The following is a 17551-nucleotide window of genomic DNA, read 5'->3' as shown; positions in this document are numbered from 1 at the left end:
TTAACGTACCTTCAGCGTTGCCAGGCCAATCAGCACCAGCATCAGCGAAATAATCCAGAAGCGCACGATCACGCGCGGTTCCGGCCAGCCTTTCAGTTCATAGTGGTGATGAATCGGCGCCATACGGAAAATACGTTGGCCGCGCAGTTTGAATGAACCAACCTGCAAAATGACCGACAGTGTTTCCACCACAAACACCCCGCCCATGATCACCAGCAGGAACTCCTGGCGCAGCAGCACGGCGATAATGCCCAGCGCGCCGCCCAGCGCCAGTGAACCGACATCGCCCATAAAAACCTGTGCCGGATAGGTGTTAAACCACAAGAACCCTAACCCAGCGCCGACAATCGCCGTACAGACAATCACCAGTTCCCCTGCATGACGCAGATACGGAATGTGCAGATAGTTAGCAAAGTTCATGTTGCCGGTCGCCCACGCCACCAGCGCAAAACCGCCGGCAACGAAAACCGTCGGCATAATCGCCAGACCATCCAGGCCATCTGTCAGGTTGACCGCGTTACCGGTGCCAACAATCACAAAATAAGCCAGCAGAATGTAAAACATGCCCAGTTGCGGCATCACATCTTTAAAGAACGGCACCACCAGCTCGGTCGCGGGGGTATCTTTGCCCGCTAGATAGAGCGCAAACGCTACGCCCAGCGCGATAACCGACATCCAGAAATACTTCCAGCGTGCAATCAAGCCTTTGGTGTCTTTGCGCACCACTTTGCGGTAGTCATCGACAAAGCCAATCGCACCGTAACCCACCAACACGACAAGAACACACCAGACGTAGGGGTTGGATGGGTAGGCCCACAGCACAACGGAAACCACAATCGCGGTCAGGATCATGATCCCGCCCATCGTCGGCGTACCGCGTTTACTGAAGTGCGATTCCGGGCCGTCGTTACGTACAACCTGACCAAAAGATAGTTTTTGCAAGCGGGCAATCATGCGCGGCCCCATCCACAAGGAGATGAAGAGCGCGGTCAGCAGGCTGACAATGGCGCGAAACGTCAAATAGGAAAAGACGTTAAAGCCGGAATAATATTTGACCAAATGTTCGGCCAGCCACACTAACATGTCCCGTTCTCCTGTAATTCGCGTACCACCTCTTCCATGGCGGAGCTACGTGAACCTTTCACCAAAATAGTAATAATTTTCTGCTCAGCGATGAGCGCCTTTAAGCGCGCTGTCACTGCCGCTTTATCGTTAAAATGCTCGCCTACGCCGCTGGCTTTGCTCAACGCTTTGCTCAACGTGCCGACGCTCAGAACTTTATCAATGCCGACGGCTTTCGCCGCTTCACCGACCTGGATATGACACGCTTCGCTCTCATCACCCAGTTCGGCCATATCGCCAACTACCATCACCCGGTAACCCGGCATTTCAGATAACACATGCGCAGCGGCGGTCATAGAACCGACGTTGGCGTTATAGGTGTCATCCAGCAGCAGTTGGTTTTCACCCAACTGCACCGGGAATAAGCGCCCCGGTACAGCTTTCAGGTTTGCCAGCCCGCGTTTTACAGCGTCCAGGCTTGCGCCAACCGCCATCGCCAGCGCCGTTGCTGCCAGCGAATTGGCGATATTGTGGCGACCCGGCAGTGGCAGAGTGACATCCACATTGCCGGTTGGGGTTTGCAGCGTGAACTCAGTGCCATGTGAAGTCACATGCACATTCGTCGCGGTAAAATCGCTGTTCGCTGCGTTGGGGGAGAAGCGCCAGACTTTGCGATCGCCAATAATGCTCTGCCAGTTCAGCCAGTCATTATTGTCAGCATTCATAATGGCGATACCGTTAGCGGGCAGACCGGTGTAAATTTCACCTTTCGCTTTCGCCACACCGGCAAGCGAGCCAAAGCCTTCCAGATGCGCTGCCGCCAGGTTATTGACCAGCGCCGCTTCCGGGCGCGTCAAGCTAACAGTCCAGGCGATTTCACCCTGGTGGTTCGCCCCCAGTTCAATCACCGCAAACTGGTGCTCTTTAGTCAGGCGCAACAAGGTCATTGGCACGCCAATATCATTGTTGAGGTTGCCTGCGGTGTAGAGCGTATTGCCGCATTCGCTGAGAATGGCGGCGGTCATCTCTTTCACTGACGTCTTGCCGGAAGAACCGGTCAGCGCCACCACGCGCGTTGGCACTTGCTGGCGAACCCAGGCAGCCAGCTCACCAAAGGCCTGGCGGGTGTCCTGCACCACTAACTGCGGCAGGTCGATATCCAGTTTTCGGCTCACCAGCAGCGCGCCCGCGCCACCTTCTTTCGCTTTGTCTGCGAAGTCGTGAGCATCAAAACGCTCGCCTTTCAAAGCAACAAACAGGCAGCCCGGCGTCAGTTTACGTGTGTCGCTGGTTACCGCCTCAATCAGCACATCCTGGCCATGCAGTTCCGCATGCAGCGTGCGGGTAAGTTGACTCAGCGTTACGCTAATCATGCTACTACCCCCAGCAAACGCGCCGCGGTGACGCGGTCGGAGTAATCCAGACGGCGTGTACCCACAATCTGATAATCTTCATGGCCTTTACCGGCCAGCAGCACGACATCATTCTCTTTGGCTTGCATGATGGCATTGGTCACCGCTTCCGCCCGGCCTTCCACCACGCGCGCCTGGCCCGCATCCAGCATGCCCGCAAGGATGTCGTTAATAATGGCGCGCGGCTCTTCGGTACGCGGATTGTCATCCGTCACCACCGGTACATCAGAGAACTGCTCAGCAATCGCGCCCATTAATGGACGTTTACCTTTATCGCGATCGCCGCCGCAGCCAAACACGCACCACAGCTTGCCAGTGCAGTGCAGGCGCGCCGCCTGCAACGCTTTTTCCAGCGCATCCGGCGTATGGGCATAATCCACCACCACGGTCGGTTTACCCGGCGCGCTGAACACTTCCATACGACCGCAAACCGGTTGCAGACGTGATGCGGTTTTCAGCAGTTCACTCAGCGGGTAACCCAGCGCCAGCAGCGTCGCCAGCGCCAGCAGCAGGTTACTGACGTTAAACGCGCCCATCAGGCGGCTTTCAATTTCACCTTCGCCCCATGAGGAGTCGAAATGGATCGTCGCACCGCTGTCGTGGTAATCAACGCTCACGGCTTTCAACCAGCGACCATGACAGTCCGGATTGATATTGTCTTCCATCGATACCGCAACGGCGTCCGGTAATTTGGCCAGCCAGCGACGGCCAACTTCGTCGTCGGCATTAATGATCGCCTGACCATAATGGTGAGAAGAGAACAGTAGCCATTTCGCCGCTTCGTAGTTCGCCATATCACCGTGATAATCCAGGTGATCGCGGCTTAAATTAGTGAACACGCTGGCGGCAAATTTCAGTGCCGCCACGCGATGCTGAACCAGGCCATGTGAAGAGACTTCCATCGCGGCAAAGGTCGCGTTTTGCGCCGCCAGCCCGGCAATGACATGCTGAACGTCGACAGCAGATCCGGTGGTATTTTCCGTCGGCACGACGTTACCCAACAAACCGTTACCCACCGTGCCCATCACTGCGCTGGTTTCGCCAAGCAGTTGGCTCCACTGCGCCAGTAACTGCGTAGTGGTGGTTTTACCGTTAGTCCCGGTTACGCCGATAAGGCGCAGTTGCTCAGAAGGCTCGCCGTAAAAACGACCTGCCAGCGCGGAAAGGCGCTCATTTAACTGGCTGAGGTAAATGACCGGAACACCGTGCATTTCACGAATTTCACCGTCATTTGCTTCATCTTTCGCTTCAGCAATAATGGCAGCAACACCTTGCGCAATCGCCTGCGGGATATATCGACGCCCGTCCGCCTGATGACCGACCACTGCCACAAAAAGATCGCCCGAGGCAGCCACACGGCTGTCGAGTGTCATCTCTCGTAGCGCTCGCGCAGGTAGCATTGGCACCCACGGAGCGAGAAGGTCGCGCAAATTACGATCTGCCACCTGATCCCTCGCCTTGATTAATTACAAATTCACTTTTTTCGCCCGTGGTTAGCGCATCCGGTTCAATGTTCATGGTGCGCAGAACGCCACCCATGATGGCACCAAAGACCGGCGCGGACACGGCGCCACCGTAGTATTTACCCGCTTGCGGATCGTTGATGACCACCACCAGCGCAAAGCGCGGGCGGCTGGCAGGCGCGACGCCAGCGGTGTATGCAATGTATTTATTGATATAGCGGCCATCGGGGCCGACTTTTTTCGCCGTACCGGTTTTAATCGCAATGCGATAACCCTTGATGGCAGCTTTCACTCCGCCGCCGCCTGGCAGCGCCACGCTCTCCATCATGTGCACCACGGTACGGACAATGGATTCGTTGAAGATGCGCTCGCCCGGAACTGGTGGATCAACTTTGGTGATCGACAGCGGGCGATAGATGCCGTAGCTGCCAATGGTTGCGTAGACTCGCGCTAACTGTAACGGCGTTACCATTAGCCCGTAGCCGAAAGAGAAGGTGGCCCTCTCTATGTCAGACCACCGTTGTTTTTGAGGAAATAAGCCACTGCGTTCCCCGACCATCCCCAAATTGGTCGTTTTTCCCAGGCCAAAACGTGAGTAAGTATCTACTAACGCTGAGGAGGGCATCGCTAACGCCAGCTTAGAAACGCCGACGTTACTCGACTTCTGTAAGACCCCGGTAAGAGTTAATTCGCTGTATCGCGCCACATCTTTGATTTCGTGACCATTAATACGATAAGGCACCGTATTCAGCACCGTATTTGGCGTCACCACACCGCGCTGTAATGCGGTCATGACTACCATTGGTTTCACGGTGGAACCCGGTTCAAATACGTCGGTAATAGCGCGGTTACGCATCGCGTCTTTCGACGTGCCGGAGAAGTTGTTTGGGTTGTATGAAGGGCTGTTGGCCATGGCCAGCACTTCCCCGGTGTTCACATCCACCAGCACGGCGCTGCCCGACTCCGCTTTGTTAAACGCCACAGCGTTATTCAGCTCACGATAGACCAGCGCCTGCAAACGTTCATCAATACTTAATGCGAGGTTGTGCGCCGCCTGGCTGTCGGTAGATGAAATATCTTCAATCACGCGCCCGTAGCGGTCTTTACGCACAATGCGTTCGCCCGGCTGACCGGTGAGCCATTTATCAAAGCTCTTCTCAACGCCTTCAATGCCCTGGCTGTCGACGTTGGTAAAACCGATGAGGTGAGCGGTCACTTCTCCGGATGGATAGTAACGGCGAGACTCTTCACGCAGGTGAATCCCGGGTAATTTCAGCTTCTTAATGTAATCACCGAGATCTGGGTTAACCTGACGCGCAAGATAAATAAAGCGCATCTTCGGGTTGGCATTGATGCGCGAAGCAAGCTGGTCGAGCGGCATATTCAGCGCGTCAGAGAGCGCCTTCCAGCGATTATCGAGCGTCACACCACCCGCATCGTGCAGCTCTTTCGGATCCGCCCAGATGGCTTTCACCGGCACACTCACCGCCAGCGGGCGACCAGAACGGTCGGTTATCATCCCGCGCGACGTCGCAACTTCTTGTACACGCAGGGAACGCATATCCCCTTCACGCACCAGCATGTCCGGATTGACGACTTGCAGATAGGCAACGCGCCCGAGCAGGAACATCAATGCCAGCAGAATACAACCGCAAAGCAACGCAAAACGCCAACTGACAAAGTTGGCCTGTTCTTCCTGGCGTTTCGGTTTAAGCGTTTTCGCCGCTGCTTTCATGCGTTACGTGATCCCTTATTCATCTCTATTTCTGCACCACAATATTTTCCTGTGAGGGATCGACATGCTGCATTTGCAGCTTTTCTGTGGCGATCCGTTCAACCCGGCTATGATCGCCGAGCGCGTTCTCTTCAAGGATCAGGTTGCGCCATTCGATATCCAGCGCGTCGCGCTCAATAACCAGTTGTTCACGCTGTGCGGTTAATAAACGCGTGTGATGTGCGGTGGTGACCACCGTCACTGCCGTCATAATGATGCAAATGAACAAGCAGAGTGGCAGTTTCCCAAATCGCAAAAGATCGTCGCCGATCACGCCAGGCAAAGCATGGCGCTCGTTGCTTCCTAACGATCCCTTCACTTTGCTCAGGGTCTCTGTCACTCTGCCGATCATGCGTTCGTCCTCTCTGCAATACGCAGAACTGAACTACGGGCACGTGGGTTTTCAGCCACTTCTTCTTCGCCCGGCATCAACTTTCCTAAGGCTCGCAGCTGACGGCCCCCCAGTTTACTGAGTTGCTCTTCGGTCATCGGCAACCCGGCAGGAACCTGCGGGCCACGGCTTTGCTCACGCATAAAGCGTTTCACAATGCGGTCTTCCAGTGAATGGAAGCTGATAATCGAAAGCCGCCCTCCCGGGGCAAGCACGCCGAGCGAGTTTTTTAGCGCCAGCTCTATCTCCTCCAGTTCACTGTTCACCCAAATGCGCACCGCCTGGAAGGTACGGGTCGCGGGATGTTTGAATTTGTCCTTCACCGGCGTTGCCGCCGCCACCACTTCCGCCAGCTCTTTGGTGCGGGTCATGGGATCGAGACGGTTGCGCTCGACAATGGCGCGGGCAATGCGTTTGGCAAAGCGCTCCTCACCAAAGGTTTTTAAAACCCAGGCGATATCGGCTTCATCAGCGGTTTGCAACCATTCGGCGGCAGACTGACCGCGAGTGGGATCCATACGCATGTCTAACGGGCCATCACGCATAAAGGAAAAGCCGCGTTCCGGATCGTCAAGCTGCGGTGAAGAGACGCCAAGATCGAGGAGAATGCCGTCGATCTTGCCAATAAGGTCGCGCTCGCTGACATAATCAGCAAGCGCGGAAAAGGGACCATGAATGATGGAGAAGCGGGGATCATCAATGGTTTGTGCTACAGCAATCGCCTGCGGATCGCGATCGATCGCCAGCAAGCGTCCTTCCGCTCCCAGTTGGGAGAGGATCAAGCGCGAGTGGCCACCGCGACCAAAAGTGCCATCGATGTAAATGCCATCCGGACGAATGTTCAGGCCGTTAACGGCCTCATCCAGCAGCACCGTCGTGTGTTTAAAATTTTCCATCATCATTACAGAGACAAATCCTGCAACCGATCCGAAAGCGCTTCGGAACCCGATTGCTCAGCGTCGATATCTTCCTTGACCTGTTGATACCAGGTCGTTTCGTCCCACAGCTCAAATTTATTGAACTGCCCGACCAGCATCACTTCTTTCGTTAATCCGGCGTGTTGCCGTAAAACAGGCGCAATCAAAATGCGCCCGGCGCTATCCATCTGGCACTCGCTGGCATGCCCCAGCAACAAACGTTGTACGCGCCGTTCGAGCGGGTTCATGCTCGACAAACGCGACAGTTTTTGCTCGATAATTTCCCATTCGGACAAAGGGTAAAGCAGCAGGCATGAGTGACGGATGTCAATGGTGCAAACCATTTGACCGGAGGCATTCTCCTGCAGCAAATCCCGATATCGGGTGGGAACGGATAACCGCCCTTTGCTGTCGAGATTGACTAACGTCGCTCCACGGAACATTTCCGATTCACCCCCAGGTGACCCTTTTACACCACTTTATCCCACAAATCCCCACTGAGGGAGTTTACGGAGCGGAGGAAAAGCTTGTCAAGCCAGCGCAATGGCTAACCAGAACAAAAGATCCCTTATTCGCAGCGAATATCTGCGTCGGTGAAATAGTGCTCAGCTTACGAGGCAAATTAACGTCATGAATATTTGCAAGAAAAAAAACAGAATATGCGCACGCGCGTTTAAAACCATTCAATTTCTGCGCGCGAAATATAAAGTGTCAGTTTGCGACGCGGGCGGCATTTTAAGACATATTGAAGAGAGTTAACAGCACCAGTTACATCAACGCACGCACAGCGCGGCGGCACTTCCACAGTGATAAAACCTTAACGCGATAAATGGACGTTAATTCAATGCACGTGGCCTTTTTTAGATGTAACAATTCAATACAAAAACCGGGATAAGTTACTTCTCAATTACTCTTTAAAAATGTTTTTTAAGAAATGGGCAAAATAAATAAACAGCAGCCATTGGGAAATTAAGGATTTATCTTAGGAGAGTCTTAACAATAATTTGATTAAAGGTGAGAGATGAATAGTAAAAAGGCAGCTGTCGCTGCCTTTCATCCGAAACTATACCCGACTAAGTATGCCGCGACGGTAAAGATTACGGCGAATACGACTAAGCCCCGCTTTCGGTTTGCGTGGCTCATCAAGGCTTGCCAGCACAATCTCCAGCACGCGTTCGGCCACATCGCGATGACGCTGCGCCACCGCGAGCACCGGGCATTGCAGGAAATCCAGCAATTCATGATCGCCGAAGGTGGCAATCGCCAAATCAGATGGCAGCTTGCCGTCGCGACGTAACGTCACATCCAGCACCCCCTGCAATAAGGCAAACGAGGTGATAAACATCGCTTGCGGCATCGGGTTGGTTTCCAGCCATTTTTCAAACAGCTGCGCAGCGGCTTCCCGCTCATAACTGTTGGCGTAGAGATACTGAACCTCACGCGGATCGTCTTTCCACGCGGTGCGAAAGCCCTGCTCACGCAGGAAACTCACCGACAGTTCCGGTAAAGCGCCAAGGTAAAGCACACGCTCCGCCGGGAATTTACGCAGCTCTTCCGCTAACATTTCCGAATCATCCTGATCGGCACCGACGACGCTGGTGAAGTGTTCACGATCCAGCGCGCGATCGAGTGCGACGATCGGGAAGGAGTCATTCGCCCACCGTTGGTAGAACGGATGCTCCGGCGGCAACGAAGTAGACACGATGATCGCGTCCACTTGCCGTTGCAGCAAATGTTCAATACAACGCATTTCGTTGTCAGGCTGATCTTCAGAGCAGGCAATCAGAAGCTGATAGCCGCGCTGACGCGCCTGGCGCTCCAGATAGTTGGCAATACGCGTGTAGCTCGTGTTTTCAAGATCGGGGATAACCAACCCAATCGAGCGAGTTCGTCCTGCTCGCAGCCCAGCCGCCACCGCGTTCGGGTGGTAGTTATGCTCACGAACAACCGCCATCACTTTCTCGACGGTTTTGTCGCTGACACGATACTGCTTCGCCTTACCATTTATGACGTAGCTGGCCGTGGTTCGTGAGACGCCGGCTAGCCGGGCGATTTCATCCAGTTTCACAATTGCCCCTTAAAATAGTGCACTCCATAACCTTTTTAGGGATATAGGCTAATTTCCATAACATCTAAGCGCAGAATACTCACTGCGGCAACCGCTTTCGTATCGGGTTCCGTATGATTTCGCAAAAAAAAGCCCGGCGTAAGAGGCCGGGCGGATAAATGGAGAGAACGATCACGATCAACGCATGATTTTGTCACCACGCGACAATCCCACCACGCCAGACCGCGCGACTTCAACGATTTTTGCGACATCGCGGATCGTCGCCAGAAACGCATCCAGTTTGTCGCTGGTGCCGGCAAGCTGAACCGTATAAATAGAAGGGGTAACGTCGATGATCTGCCCACGGAAAATTTCCGCGTTGCGTTTCACCTCTTCGCGCCCGTAGCCGCTAGCCTGGATCTTCACCAGCATAATCTCGCGCTCAACATACGCGCCTTGCCCCAATTCATTGACGCGCAGAACATCGACCAGTTTGTGCAGTTGCTTTTCGATCTGCTCGAGCACCTTCTGATCGCCAACGGTCTGAATAGTCATTCTTGATAACGTCGGATCATCGGTTGGCGCAACCGTCAGGCTTTCAATGTTGTAACCGCGCTGAGAGAACAGACCAATCACGCGCGATAACGCGCCCGATTCATTTTCCAGTAATACAGACAATATCCGGCGCATAATCAGGTTCTCTCCGTTTTGCTTAACCACATCTCATCCATACCGCCACCGCGGATCTGCATCGGATAAACGTGTTCACTACCGTCAACGGTAACGTCAACAAACACCAGGCGATTGTTCTTCACCTGCTCCAGTGCTTCAGCGAGCTTCGCTTCCAGCTCATCCGGGCGCGTAATGCGGATCCCAACGTGCCCATAAGCTTCCGCCAGGCGGGCGAAATCAGGCAACGATTCCATATACGATTGCGAATGGCGACCAGAATAAATCATGTCCTGCCACTGCTTCACCATGCCCAGGTAACGGTTGTTCAGATTGAGCACCAGCACCGGCAATTCATACTGTAATGCGGTAGAAAGCTCCTGAATGTTCATCTGGATACTGCCATCGCCGGTCACGCAAATCACCGTCTCATCCGGCAACGCCATCTTCACGCCGAGCGCCGCAGGCAAACCGAATCCCATCGTGCCGAGCCCCCCGGAGTTGATCCAGCGGCGCGGCTTATCAAAACGGTAGTAGAGCGCAGCGAACATCTGGTGCTGGCCGACATCAGATGTCACGTAAGCCTCGCCTTTCGTCAGGCGCCAGGCCGCTTCAATCACCGCCTGCGGTTTAATGCTCTCACTTTGGGTATCGTATTTCAGGCACTGGCGGGCGCGCCATTGATCGATACGCAGCCACCAGTCGCGAATCTCATCTAACGGCTGCGGATACGCTTCCTGCTCCAGCAATTCCAGCATCTGTTCCAGCACCAGCCGCGCATCGCCCACAATTGGAATATCTGCCTGCACGGTTTTGGAAATGGACGTGGGATCGATATCAATATGCAGCACCGTCGCATCCGGGCAATATTTCGCCAGATTGTTGGTGGTGCGATCGTCAAAACGCACGCCAACGGCAAAGATGACGTCTGAATGGTGCATCGTCATATTGGCTTCGTAAGTCCCGTGCATACCCAGCATGCCGAGCGCCTGACGGTGGGAAGCAGGAAATGCGCCCAGCCCCATCAATGAAGAGACCACCGGTAAATTCAGTTTTTCAGCAAGCTGGCGTAGCTGCGCTTCGCAGGCAGAATTGATCGCGCCACCGCCCACATAGACCACCGGCTTTTTCGCCGCCGCCAGCGTTTGTAAGGCGCGCTTAATCTGACCTTTATGTCCCTGCGTTGTCGGGTTATAGGAACGCATGCTGACGGATTCCGGCCAGACGTAAGGCAGCTTATTGGCCGGGTTCATAATGTCTTTCGGCAAATCCACCACTACCGGTCCAGGGCGACCGCTGGCGGCAAGCCAGAACGCTTTCTTTAATACACCGGGAATATCTTCCGTTTGCTTGACTAAAAAACTGTGCTTAACCACCGGGCGGGAGATCCCCACCATGTCGCACTCCTGGAAGGCATCATAGCCAATCAGCGACGTTGCAACCTGACCGGAGAGCACCACCAGCGGAATAGAATCCATATACGCCGTGGCGATGCCGGTGATGGCGTTGGTCGCGCCGGGGCCCGAAGTTACCAGCACCACGCCCACTTCACCCGTCGCGCGTGCCAGACCATCGGCCATATGTACTGCCGCCTGTTCGTGGCGAACCAGCACGTGTTCAATACCGCCGACGGTATGCAGGGCATCGTAGATATCAAGAACCGCGCCTCCGGGATAGCCGAATACTTTCTTTACGCCTTGATCGATAAGCGATCGGACGACCATCTCGGCTCCAGACAACATCTCCATGCTTTGCCTCCAGGCTTACGTTTGTCGACTGACGGCGAAAATCATTTCCGCGCTGTCGCTCTGTTCAGAACAGGAAATCCCTGCACTCTGATTATGAATGGCAGTTACCATAACCGCTCAAAATCTGGCAGGCAATTAGCAAGCCCTGACGGCGAACCCTGTACAAAAGTGAAAAAACGACGTCAAAAACTGAGAATTGGTAGAAACATCTGTGATAAGTAAAGACGATGACAATTCATCATCCGAATACGAAGTTGTCCAGTAATTGATCCATTTTTGCAACATCGTCTGTCATTGCGACAGACGTAAATCAGGACAAAATACTGCCAGAAAAAAGCGGAGCAGAATAACCAGGCATTTTCACCGCTGGATGATTCTGCCCTATGGTTAATGGCTACATACCGATACCAGAAGCTCTTCCATCCATTGATGGCCCTTATCTCTGCCCGCGGCTTCGTGCCAGGAGAGATAACATGTTCGACTCTTGAGATCTAACGGTAGCGGCAGCATCTCTAAATCCAGCCCTTCCGCAAATGTCTTCACTAACCAGCGCGGTGCAATCGCCACCAGATGTGTTTGCGAGACCACGCTTAATACGCTGGTCAGCGCCATTCCCTGGTAAGCGATACAACTGCGTTTATCTACGCTGTCATACCATGGCTGGCTAAATGACGCATATCGGTCCAGCGAAACCACCGCATGCTGTTCTCTGAAGACGGCGTTTTCTGTGGTGAGCGTATTAAGGCGGGGATGCTGATGGCTGACGACCAGCACCATTTCATCATTAAATAGCGGGATACATGAAAATTCCGGTCGGCGAAACTCTTCGTAACCAATCACAAACTCAATTTCCTGATAACGCAACTGGTGCTCGGTGCTGTGATTAAGATCGGATTTAAACACCAAATTAATACCGGGGGCGATTTTCTCCACGCTGTTGTAAATTGCTGAGGTTAAAAGATTATCCAGCGGGCTACAAACACAAAGATTAAATACGCGTTCACTACTAAGCGGATCGAATCCGGAACCGGGCAGTTCATTTTGCACTAGTTGCAGCGCCTGGCGGATAGAACCAAAAAGTTGATACGAACGCGCCGTTGGCTGGATCCCACGACCATAGCGAACAAAAAGTTCGTCATTAAACATGACTTTAAGGCGCGCAACAGCATTACTCACTGCGGGCTGGGACATTCCCAGAGCATGTGCCGCGCGGGTGATATTTTGCTCCTGCATTACTGCATCAAAAACAGTCAGTAAATTGAGATCGACAGAACGTAACTGTGGTTTCCCCTCTTCATTAATGTGCTGATTATAAACGTCTTCGCCAGGTATTTTGCAATCCGTCGTCATCATGAGCTCCCTCGACCTGCGTAATAATAATATTCAGGAAGATGATTTATCACGCATATAGCATTATTAGAAGTACGGTTTGACAAATTAGGAATATATAAAGCTCCTGTTTTATTTTCATGGCGAATGAAATTTACTATTTCATCGTAAATCAATGGAGCGCTTCATATATTTTTACGCTGGCAAACATTCTGTAATCTCAATAAAAATATATCCCTATCGCTTTTTTTCTTAACAAATCAATCGACGATTCACTTCGCTTTTACGCAAGACGTTAAATAATGCATTACGCCAGATACACACGGTCATTCGTAAGCATGAAAAACGCATTTTCGTTACACAGGCAGAATTATTAACTAAAGCGCAACAAAATAATCAGCGCTCTTCAGACGCGCTTTTCAGACGAGGGGTTGACATTAACTTACGTATCCAGTACCACTAAAAGCATATCGCATTCACCTGGAGCATGATTCATGATTCGCAACGTCGGTTTCGCTGGTCTACTACTACTAAACGCATCTCTCGTGCGCGGTAGACCGGTGGGCGACATTCTGAGTTGAATCGTCCTTCCAGTTAAGACTAAGAACCCGCGCCTTGGCGCGGGTTTTTTTATGCTCGTAGCGAGGCGACCTAAGAGACAAGGACCTAAACCATGAGCCAGCAAGTCGTTATTTTCGATACCACATTACGTGATGGTGAACAGGCGTTACAGGCGAGCCTGAGCGTAAAAGAGAAGCTGCAAATCGCCCTGGCGCTGGAGCGTATGGGCGTTGATGTGATGGAAGTGGGTTTTCCGGTCTCTTCCCCGGGCGATTTTGAATCCGTACAAACCATTGCGCGCCAGGTGAAAAACAGCCGCGTTTGCGCCCTCGCCCGCTGCGTCGAAAAAGATATCGACGTTGCCGCGGAATCATTAAAAGTTGCCGAAGCGTTTCGTATCCACACCTTCATCGCCACCTCGCCGATGCATATCGCCACTAAACTGCGCAGCACGCTGGATGAAGTGATCGAACGTGCAATCTATATGGTTAAACGCGCCCGTAACTATACCGACGACGTGGAATTTTCCTGTGAAGATGCTGGCCGCACGCCGATCGACGATTTGGCGCGCGTCGTTGAAGCCGCCATCAATGCCGGTGCGAAAACCATCAACATCCCGGATACCGTCGGCTACACCATGCCGTTCGAGTTCGCCAATATCATCTCCGGGCTGTACGAGCGCGTCCCGAACATCGATAAAGCCATTATCTCTGTTCATACCCATGACGACTTAGGCTTAGCCGTGGGCAACGCCATCGCCGCAGTACACGCCGGTGCGCGCCAGGTAGAAGGCGCAATGAACGGTATCGGCGAACGCGCCGGTAACTGCTCGCTGGAAGAGGTGATCATGGCAATCAAAGTGCGCAAAGACATCATGAACGTGCACACGCAAATTAATCACCATGAAATCTGGCGCACCAGCCAGACCGTCAGCCAGATTTGCAATATGCCGATTCCGGCGAACAAAGCGATTGTTGGCACCGGCGCATTCGCCCACTCCTCCGGTATTCACCAGGATGGTGTGCTGAAAAACCGCGAAAACTACGAAATCATGACCCCGGAATCTATCGGTCTGAATCAGGTTCAGTTGAACCTGACCTCCCGCTCCGGGCGCGCGGCGGTGAAACACCGCATGGAAGAGATGGGCTACAAAGAAGCCGACTACAACCTGGATAATCTGTACGACGCTTTCCTGAAGCTGGCGGATAAAAAAGGCCAGGTCTTTGATTACGATCTGGAAGCGTTGGCATTCATTAATAAACAACAGGAAGAGCCAGAACACTTCCGCCTGGACTACTTCAGCGTGCAGTCCGGCTCCAACGATATCGCCACCGCGTCTGTGAAGCTGGCCTGTGGCGAAGAGATCAAAGCCGAAGCCGCCAACGGCAACGGCCCGGTCGATGCGGTCTACCAGGCCATTAACCGCGTGACGGCCTATGACATCGAACTGGTGAAATACGATTTGAGCGCCAAAGGCCAGGGCAAAGACGCGCTGGGTCAGGTTGATATCGTGGTGAACTACAACGGTCGCCGCTTCCACGGTGTCGGTCTGGCGACCGATATTGTGGAGTCTTCCGCCAAAGCCATGGTGCACGTGCTGAACAACATCTGGCGCGCCGCCGAAGTCGAAAAAGAGTTGCAACGCCAGGCTCAGAACAAAGAAAACAACAAGGAAACCGTGTGATGTCGAAGAATTACCATATTGCTGTGTTGCCGGGTGACGGTATCGGTCCGGAAGTAATGGCACAAGCGCTGAAAGTTCTGGAAGCCGTACGTAACCGTTTTGGTATGCGTATTTCAACCAGCCATTATGATGTCGGCGGCATCGCCATCGATCGTCACGGTAATCCGCTGCCACAGGCCACGGTTGAAGGCTGTGAACAAGCCGATGCGATTCTGTTCGGCTCCGTCGGCGGCCCGAAATGGGAAAACCTGCCCCCGGCGCAACAGCCGGAGCGCGGCGCGCTGCTGCCGCTGCGTAAACACTTCAAACTGTTCAGTAATTTGCGTCCGGCAAAACTGTATCAGGGGCTGGAAGCATTTTGTCCGCTGCGCGAAGACATCGCCGCCAACGGTTTCGACATTCTGTGCGTGCGTGAACTGACCGGCGGCATCTACTTCGGTCAACCGAAAGGCCGCGAAGGTAGCGGCCAGTATGAAAAAGCATTTGATACCGAGATCTATCACCGTTTTGAAATCGAGCGCATTGCGCGTATCGCCTTTGAATCAGCGCGCAAACGCCGCAAAAAAGTGCACTCGATTGATAAAGCCAACGTGCTGCAAACCTCGCTGCTGTGGCGCGAAATCGTCAATGAAATCGCGGGGGAATACCCGGACGTTGAACTGGCGCATATGTATATCGACAACGCCACCATGCAGCTGATTAAAGATCCGTCCCAGTTTGACGTGCTGCTGTGCTCCAACCTGTTCGGCGACATTCTTTCCGACGAGTGCGCCATGATCACCGGTTCGATGGGCATGCTGCCTTCCGCCAGCCTGAACGAACAAGGTTTTGGTCTGTATGAACCGGCAGGTGGCTCCGCGCCGGATATTGCCGGGAAAAATATCGCCAACCCGATTGCGCAGATCCTGTCGCTGGCGCTGCTGCTGCGTTACAGCCTGAATGCAGGCGACGCGGCGGACGCTATCGAAGGCGCTATCAATCGTGCATTAGAAGAAGGTGTGCGTACCGGTGACTTAGCCCGTGGCGCCGCCGCTGTCAGTACCGATGAGATGGGCGACATCATCGCTCGTTATGTCGCCGAAGGGGTGTAATCATGGCTAAGAGTTTGTACGAAAAGTTGTTTGACGCCCATGTGGTCTATGAAGCACCGAACGAAACACCACTGTTGTATATCGACCGCCATCTGGTGCATGAAGTGACATCACCGCAGGCGTTCGATGGGCTGCGCGCGCACCACCGTCCGGTGCGCCAGCCGGGTAAAACCTTCGCGACGATGGATCACAACGTCTCGACACAAACCAAAGATATCAACGCTTCCGGCGAGATGGCGCGCATTCAGATGCAGGAGTTGATCAAAAACTGCAACGAATTCGGCGTTGAGCTGTATGACCTGAACCATCCGTATCAGGGCATCGTCCACGTAATGGGGCCGGAACAGGGTATCACCCTGCCGGGCATGACCATCGTTTGCGGCGATTCCCACACCGCCACCCACGGCGCATTTGGCGCGCTGGCTTTCGGTATCGGGACATCGGAAGTGGAACACGTTCTGGCGACGCAAACCCTGAAGCAGGGTCGCGCCAAAACTATGAAGATCGAAGTTAAAGGCACGGCCGCACCAGGGATCACCGCGAAAGATATCGTGCTGGCGATCATTGGTAAAACCGGCAGCGCCGGCGGCACCGGGCACGTGGTTGAGTTCTGCGGTGACGCCATCCGTGCGCTGAGCATGGAAGGCCGTATGACGCTGTGCAATATGGCGATTGAGATGGGTGCCAAAGCCGGTCTGGTCGCCCCGGATGAAACCACCTTTAACTACGTGAAAGGTCGTTTGCATGCGCCGAAGGGCAAAGACTTCGATGATGCGGTGGCCTACTGGAAAACCCTGCATACCGACGAAGGTGCGGTTTTCGACACCGTAGTTACGTTGCAGGCCGAAGAGATCGCCCCGCAGGTAACCTGGGGCACCAACCCGGGTCAGGTTATTTCAGTGACCGATATCATTCCCGATCCGGCCTCGTTCGCCGATCCGGTTGAGCGCGCTTCCGCAGAAAAAGCGCTGGCCTACATGGGGCTGAAACCTGGTGTACCGTTAACGGAAGTGGCTATCGATAAAGTCTTTATCGGCTCCTGCACCAACTCGCGCATTGAAGATCTGCGCGCAGCGGCGGAAATCGCCAAAGGGCGCAAAGTCGCGCCGGGCGTACAGGCGCTGGTTGTGCCAGGCTCCGGTCCGGTGAAAGCGCAGGCGGAAGCCGAAGGTCTGGACAAAATTTTTATTGAAGCCGGTTTTGAGTGGCGCTTGCCGGGCTGCTCCATGTGCCTGGCCATGAATAACGATCGCCTGAATCCGGGTGAACGTTGCGCATCGACCAGTAACCGTAACTTTGAAGGCCGCCAGGGTCGCGGCGGGCGCACGCATCTGGTCAGCCCGGCGATGGCTGCTGCCGCCGCCGTGACCGGCCATTTCGCTGATATTCGCAGCTTGTAAGGA

The 17551-nt window shown here is 53.8% G+C and carries 15 protein-coding genes; 4 read left to right on the top strand and 11 right to left on the bottom strand.

What is annotated here, in order from left to right; translation table 11 throughout:
* The 11 genes from mraY to leuO all read right to left on the bottom strand — a co-directional run bounded on the left by mraY (position 1) and on the right by leuO (position 12833).
* The gene (mraY, locus tag M8Q36_RS09750) at positions 1–1083 is read right to left on the bottom strand and encodes a phospho-N-acetylmuramoyl-pentapeptide-transferase (protein WP_020456544.1); all 1083 of its coding nucleotides are present in this window, start codon (positions 1081–1083) and stop codon (positions 1–3) included.
* A complete protein-coding gene (gene murF / locus M8Q36_RS09745; protein ID WP_249880749.1) occupies positions 1077–2435 on the bottom strand; it encodes a UDP-N-acetylmuramoyl-tripeptide--D-alanyl-D-alanine ligase in 1359 nt (452 codons plus the stop codon). The genes mraY and murF overlap by 7 nt, the downstream gene beginning before the upstream one ends.
* Complete coding sequence (murE, locus tag M8Q36_RS09740) at positions 2432–3919, bottom strand: UDP-N-acetylmuramoyl-L-alanyl-D-glutamate--2,6-diaminopimelate ligase (protein ID WP_249880748.1); 1488 nt, start codon at positions 3917–3919, stop codon at positions 2432–2434. The genes murF and murE overlap by 4 nt, the downstream gene beginning before the upstream one ends.
* Positions 3906–5672: a peptidoglycan DD-transpeptidase PBP3 gene (gene ftsI, locus M8Q36_RS09735; RefSeq protein WP_200552665.1), complete on the bottom strand. Its 1767-nt coding sequence runs from the start codon at positions 5670–5672 to the stop codon at positions 3906–3908. Before ftsI ends, murE begins: the two co-directional genes overlap by 14 nt.
* A 25-nt stretch (positions 5673–5697) precedes the next feature.
* A complete protein-coding gene (ftsL, locus tag M8Q36_RS09730) occupies positions 5698–6063 on the bottom strand; it encodes a cell division protein FtsL (protein WP_017457921.1) in 366 nt (121 codons plus the stop codon).
* On the bottom strand, positions 6060–7001 hold the full coding sequence (gene rsmH, locus M8Q36_RS09725) for a 16S rRNA (cytosine(1402)-N(4))-methyltransferase RsmH (protein ID WP_249882748.1): 942 nt from the start codon (positions 6999–7001) through the stop codon (positions 6060–6062). The genes ftsL and rsmH overlap by 4 nt, the downstream gene beginning before the upstream one ends.
* Before the next feature lie 2 nt (positions 7002–7003).
* A complete protein-coding gene (gene mraZ, locus M8Q36_RS09720; protein ID WP_249880747.1) occupies positions 7004–7462 on the bottom strand; it encodes a division/cell wall cluster transcriptional repressor MraZ in 459 nt (152 codons plus the stop codon).
* A gap of 620 nt (positions 7463–8082) precedes the next feature.
* Entirely contained in the window at positions 8083–9087 is a 1005-nt protein-coding gene (gene cra / locus M8Q36_RS09715) for a catabolite repressor/activator (RefSeq protein ID WP_017457918.1), read from the bottom strand.
* A gap of 177 nt (positions 9088–9264) precedes the next feature.
* Complete coding sequence (gene ilvN, locus M8Q36_RS09710; RefSeq protein WP_007373137.1) at positions 9265–9756, bottom strand: acetolactate synthase small subunit; 492 nt, start codon at positions 9754–9756, stop codon at positions 9265–9267.
* A 2-nt stretch (positions 9757–9758) separates the two neighbouring features.
* Positions 9759–11483, bottom strand: a complete 1725-nt coding sequence (gene ilvI / locus M8Q36_RS09705) for an acetolactate synthase 3 large subunit (RefSeq protein WP_065369306.1) — start codon at positions 11481–11483, stop codon at positions 9759–9761.
* A gap of 387 nt (positions 11484–11870) precedes the next feature.
* On the bottom strand, positions 11871–12833 hold the full coding sequence (gene leuO, locus M8Q36_RS09700) for a transcriptional regulator LeuO (protein WP_249882747.1): 963 nt from the start codon (positions 12831–12833) through the stop codon (positions 11871–11873).
* 473 nt (positions 12834–13306) lie between these two features.
* On the opposite strand from leuO, the gene leuL reads away from it, so the two are divergent.
* From leuL to leuC, 4 genes are all read left to right on the top strand, one after another.
* Positions 13307–13393 (top strand): leu operon leader peptide, encoded by an 87-nt coding sequence (leuL, locus tag M8Q36_RS25585; RefSeq protein ID WP_110093646.1) that lies wholly within the window; start codon positions 13307–13309, stop codon positions 13391–13393.
* 92 nt (positions 13394–13485) lie between these two features.
* Entirely contained in the window at positions 13486–15057 is a 1572-nt protein-coding gene (gene leuA, locus M8Q36_RS09695) for a 2-isopropylmalate synthase (protein ID WP_249880746.1), read from the top strand.
* Positions 15057–16148, top strand: coding sequence for a 3-isopropylmalate dehydrogenase (gene leuB, locus M8Q36_RS09690; protein ID WP_249880745.1), 1092 nt, complete (start codon positions 15057–15059; stop codon positions 16146–16148). The genes leuA and leuB overlap by 1 nt, the downstream gene beginning before the upstream one ends.
* A 2-nt stretch (positions 16149–16150) precedes the next feature.
* Positions 16151–17548 carry a 3-isopropylmalate dehydratase large subunit gene (gene leuC / locus M8Q36_RS09685; RefSeq protein ID WP_020456533.1) on the top strand — a complete coding sequence of 466 codons (1398 nt, stop codon included), beginning with the start codon at positions 16151–16153 and terminating at the stop codon, positions 17546–17548.
* Positions 17549–17551: the final 3 nt, after the last annotated feature.

The organism is Kosakonia sp. R1.Fl, from assembly GCF_023516815.1.
Taxonomy (GTDB): domain Bacteria; phylum Pseudomonadota; class Gammaproteobacteria; order Enterobacterales; family Enterobacteriaceae; genus Kosakonia.
The sequence above is the reverse complement of the archived record's forward strand: the minus strand, read 5'-3'. Positions and strand labels throughout refer to the sequence as shown.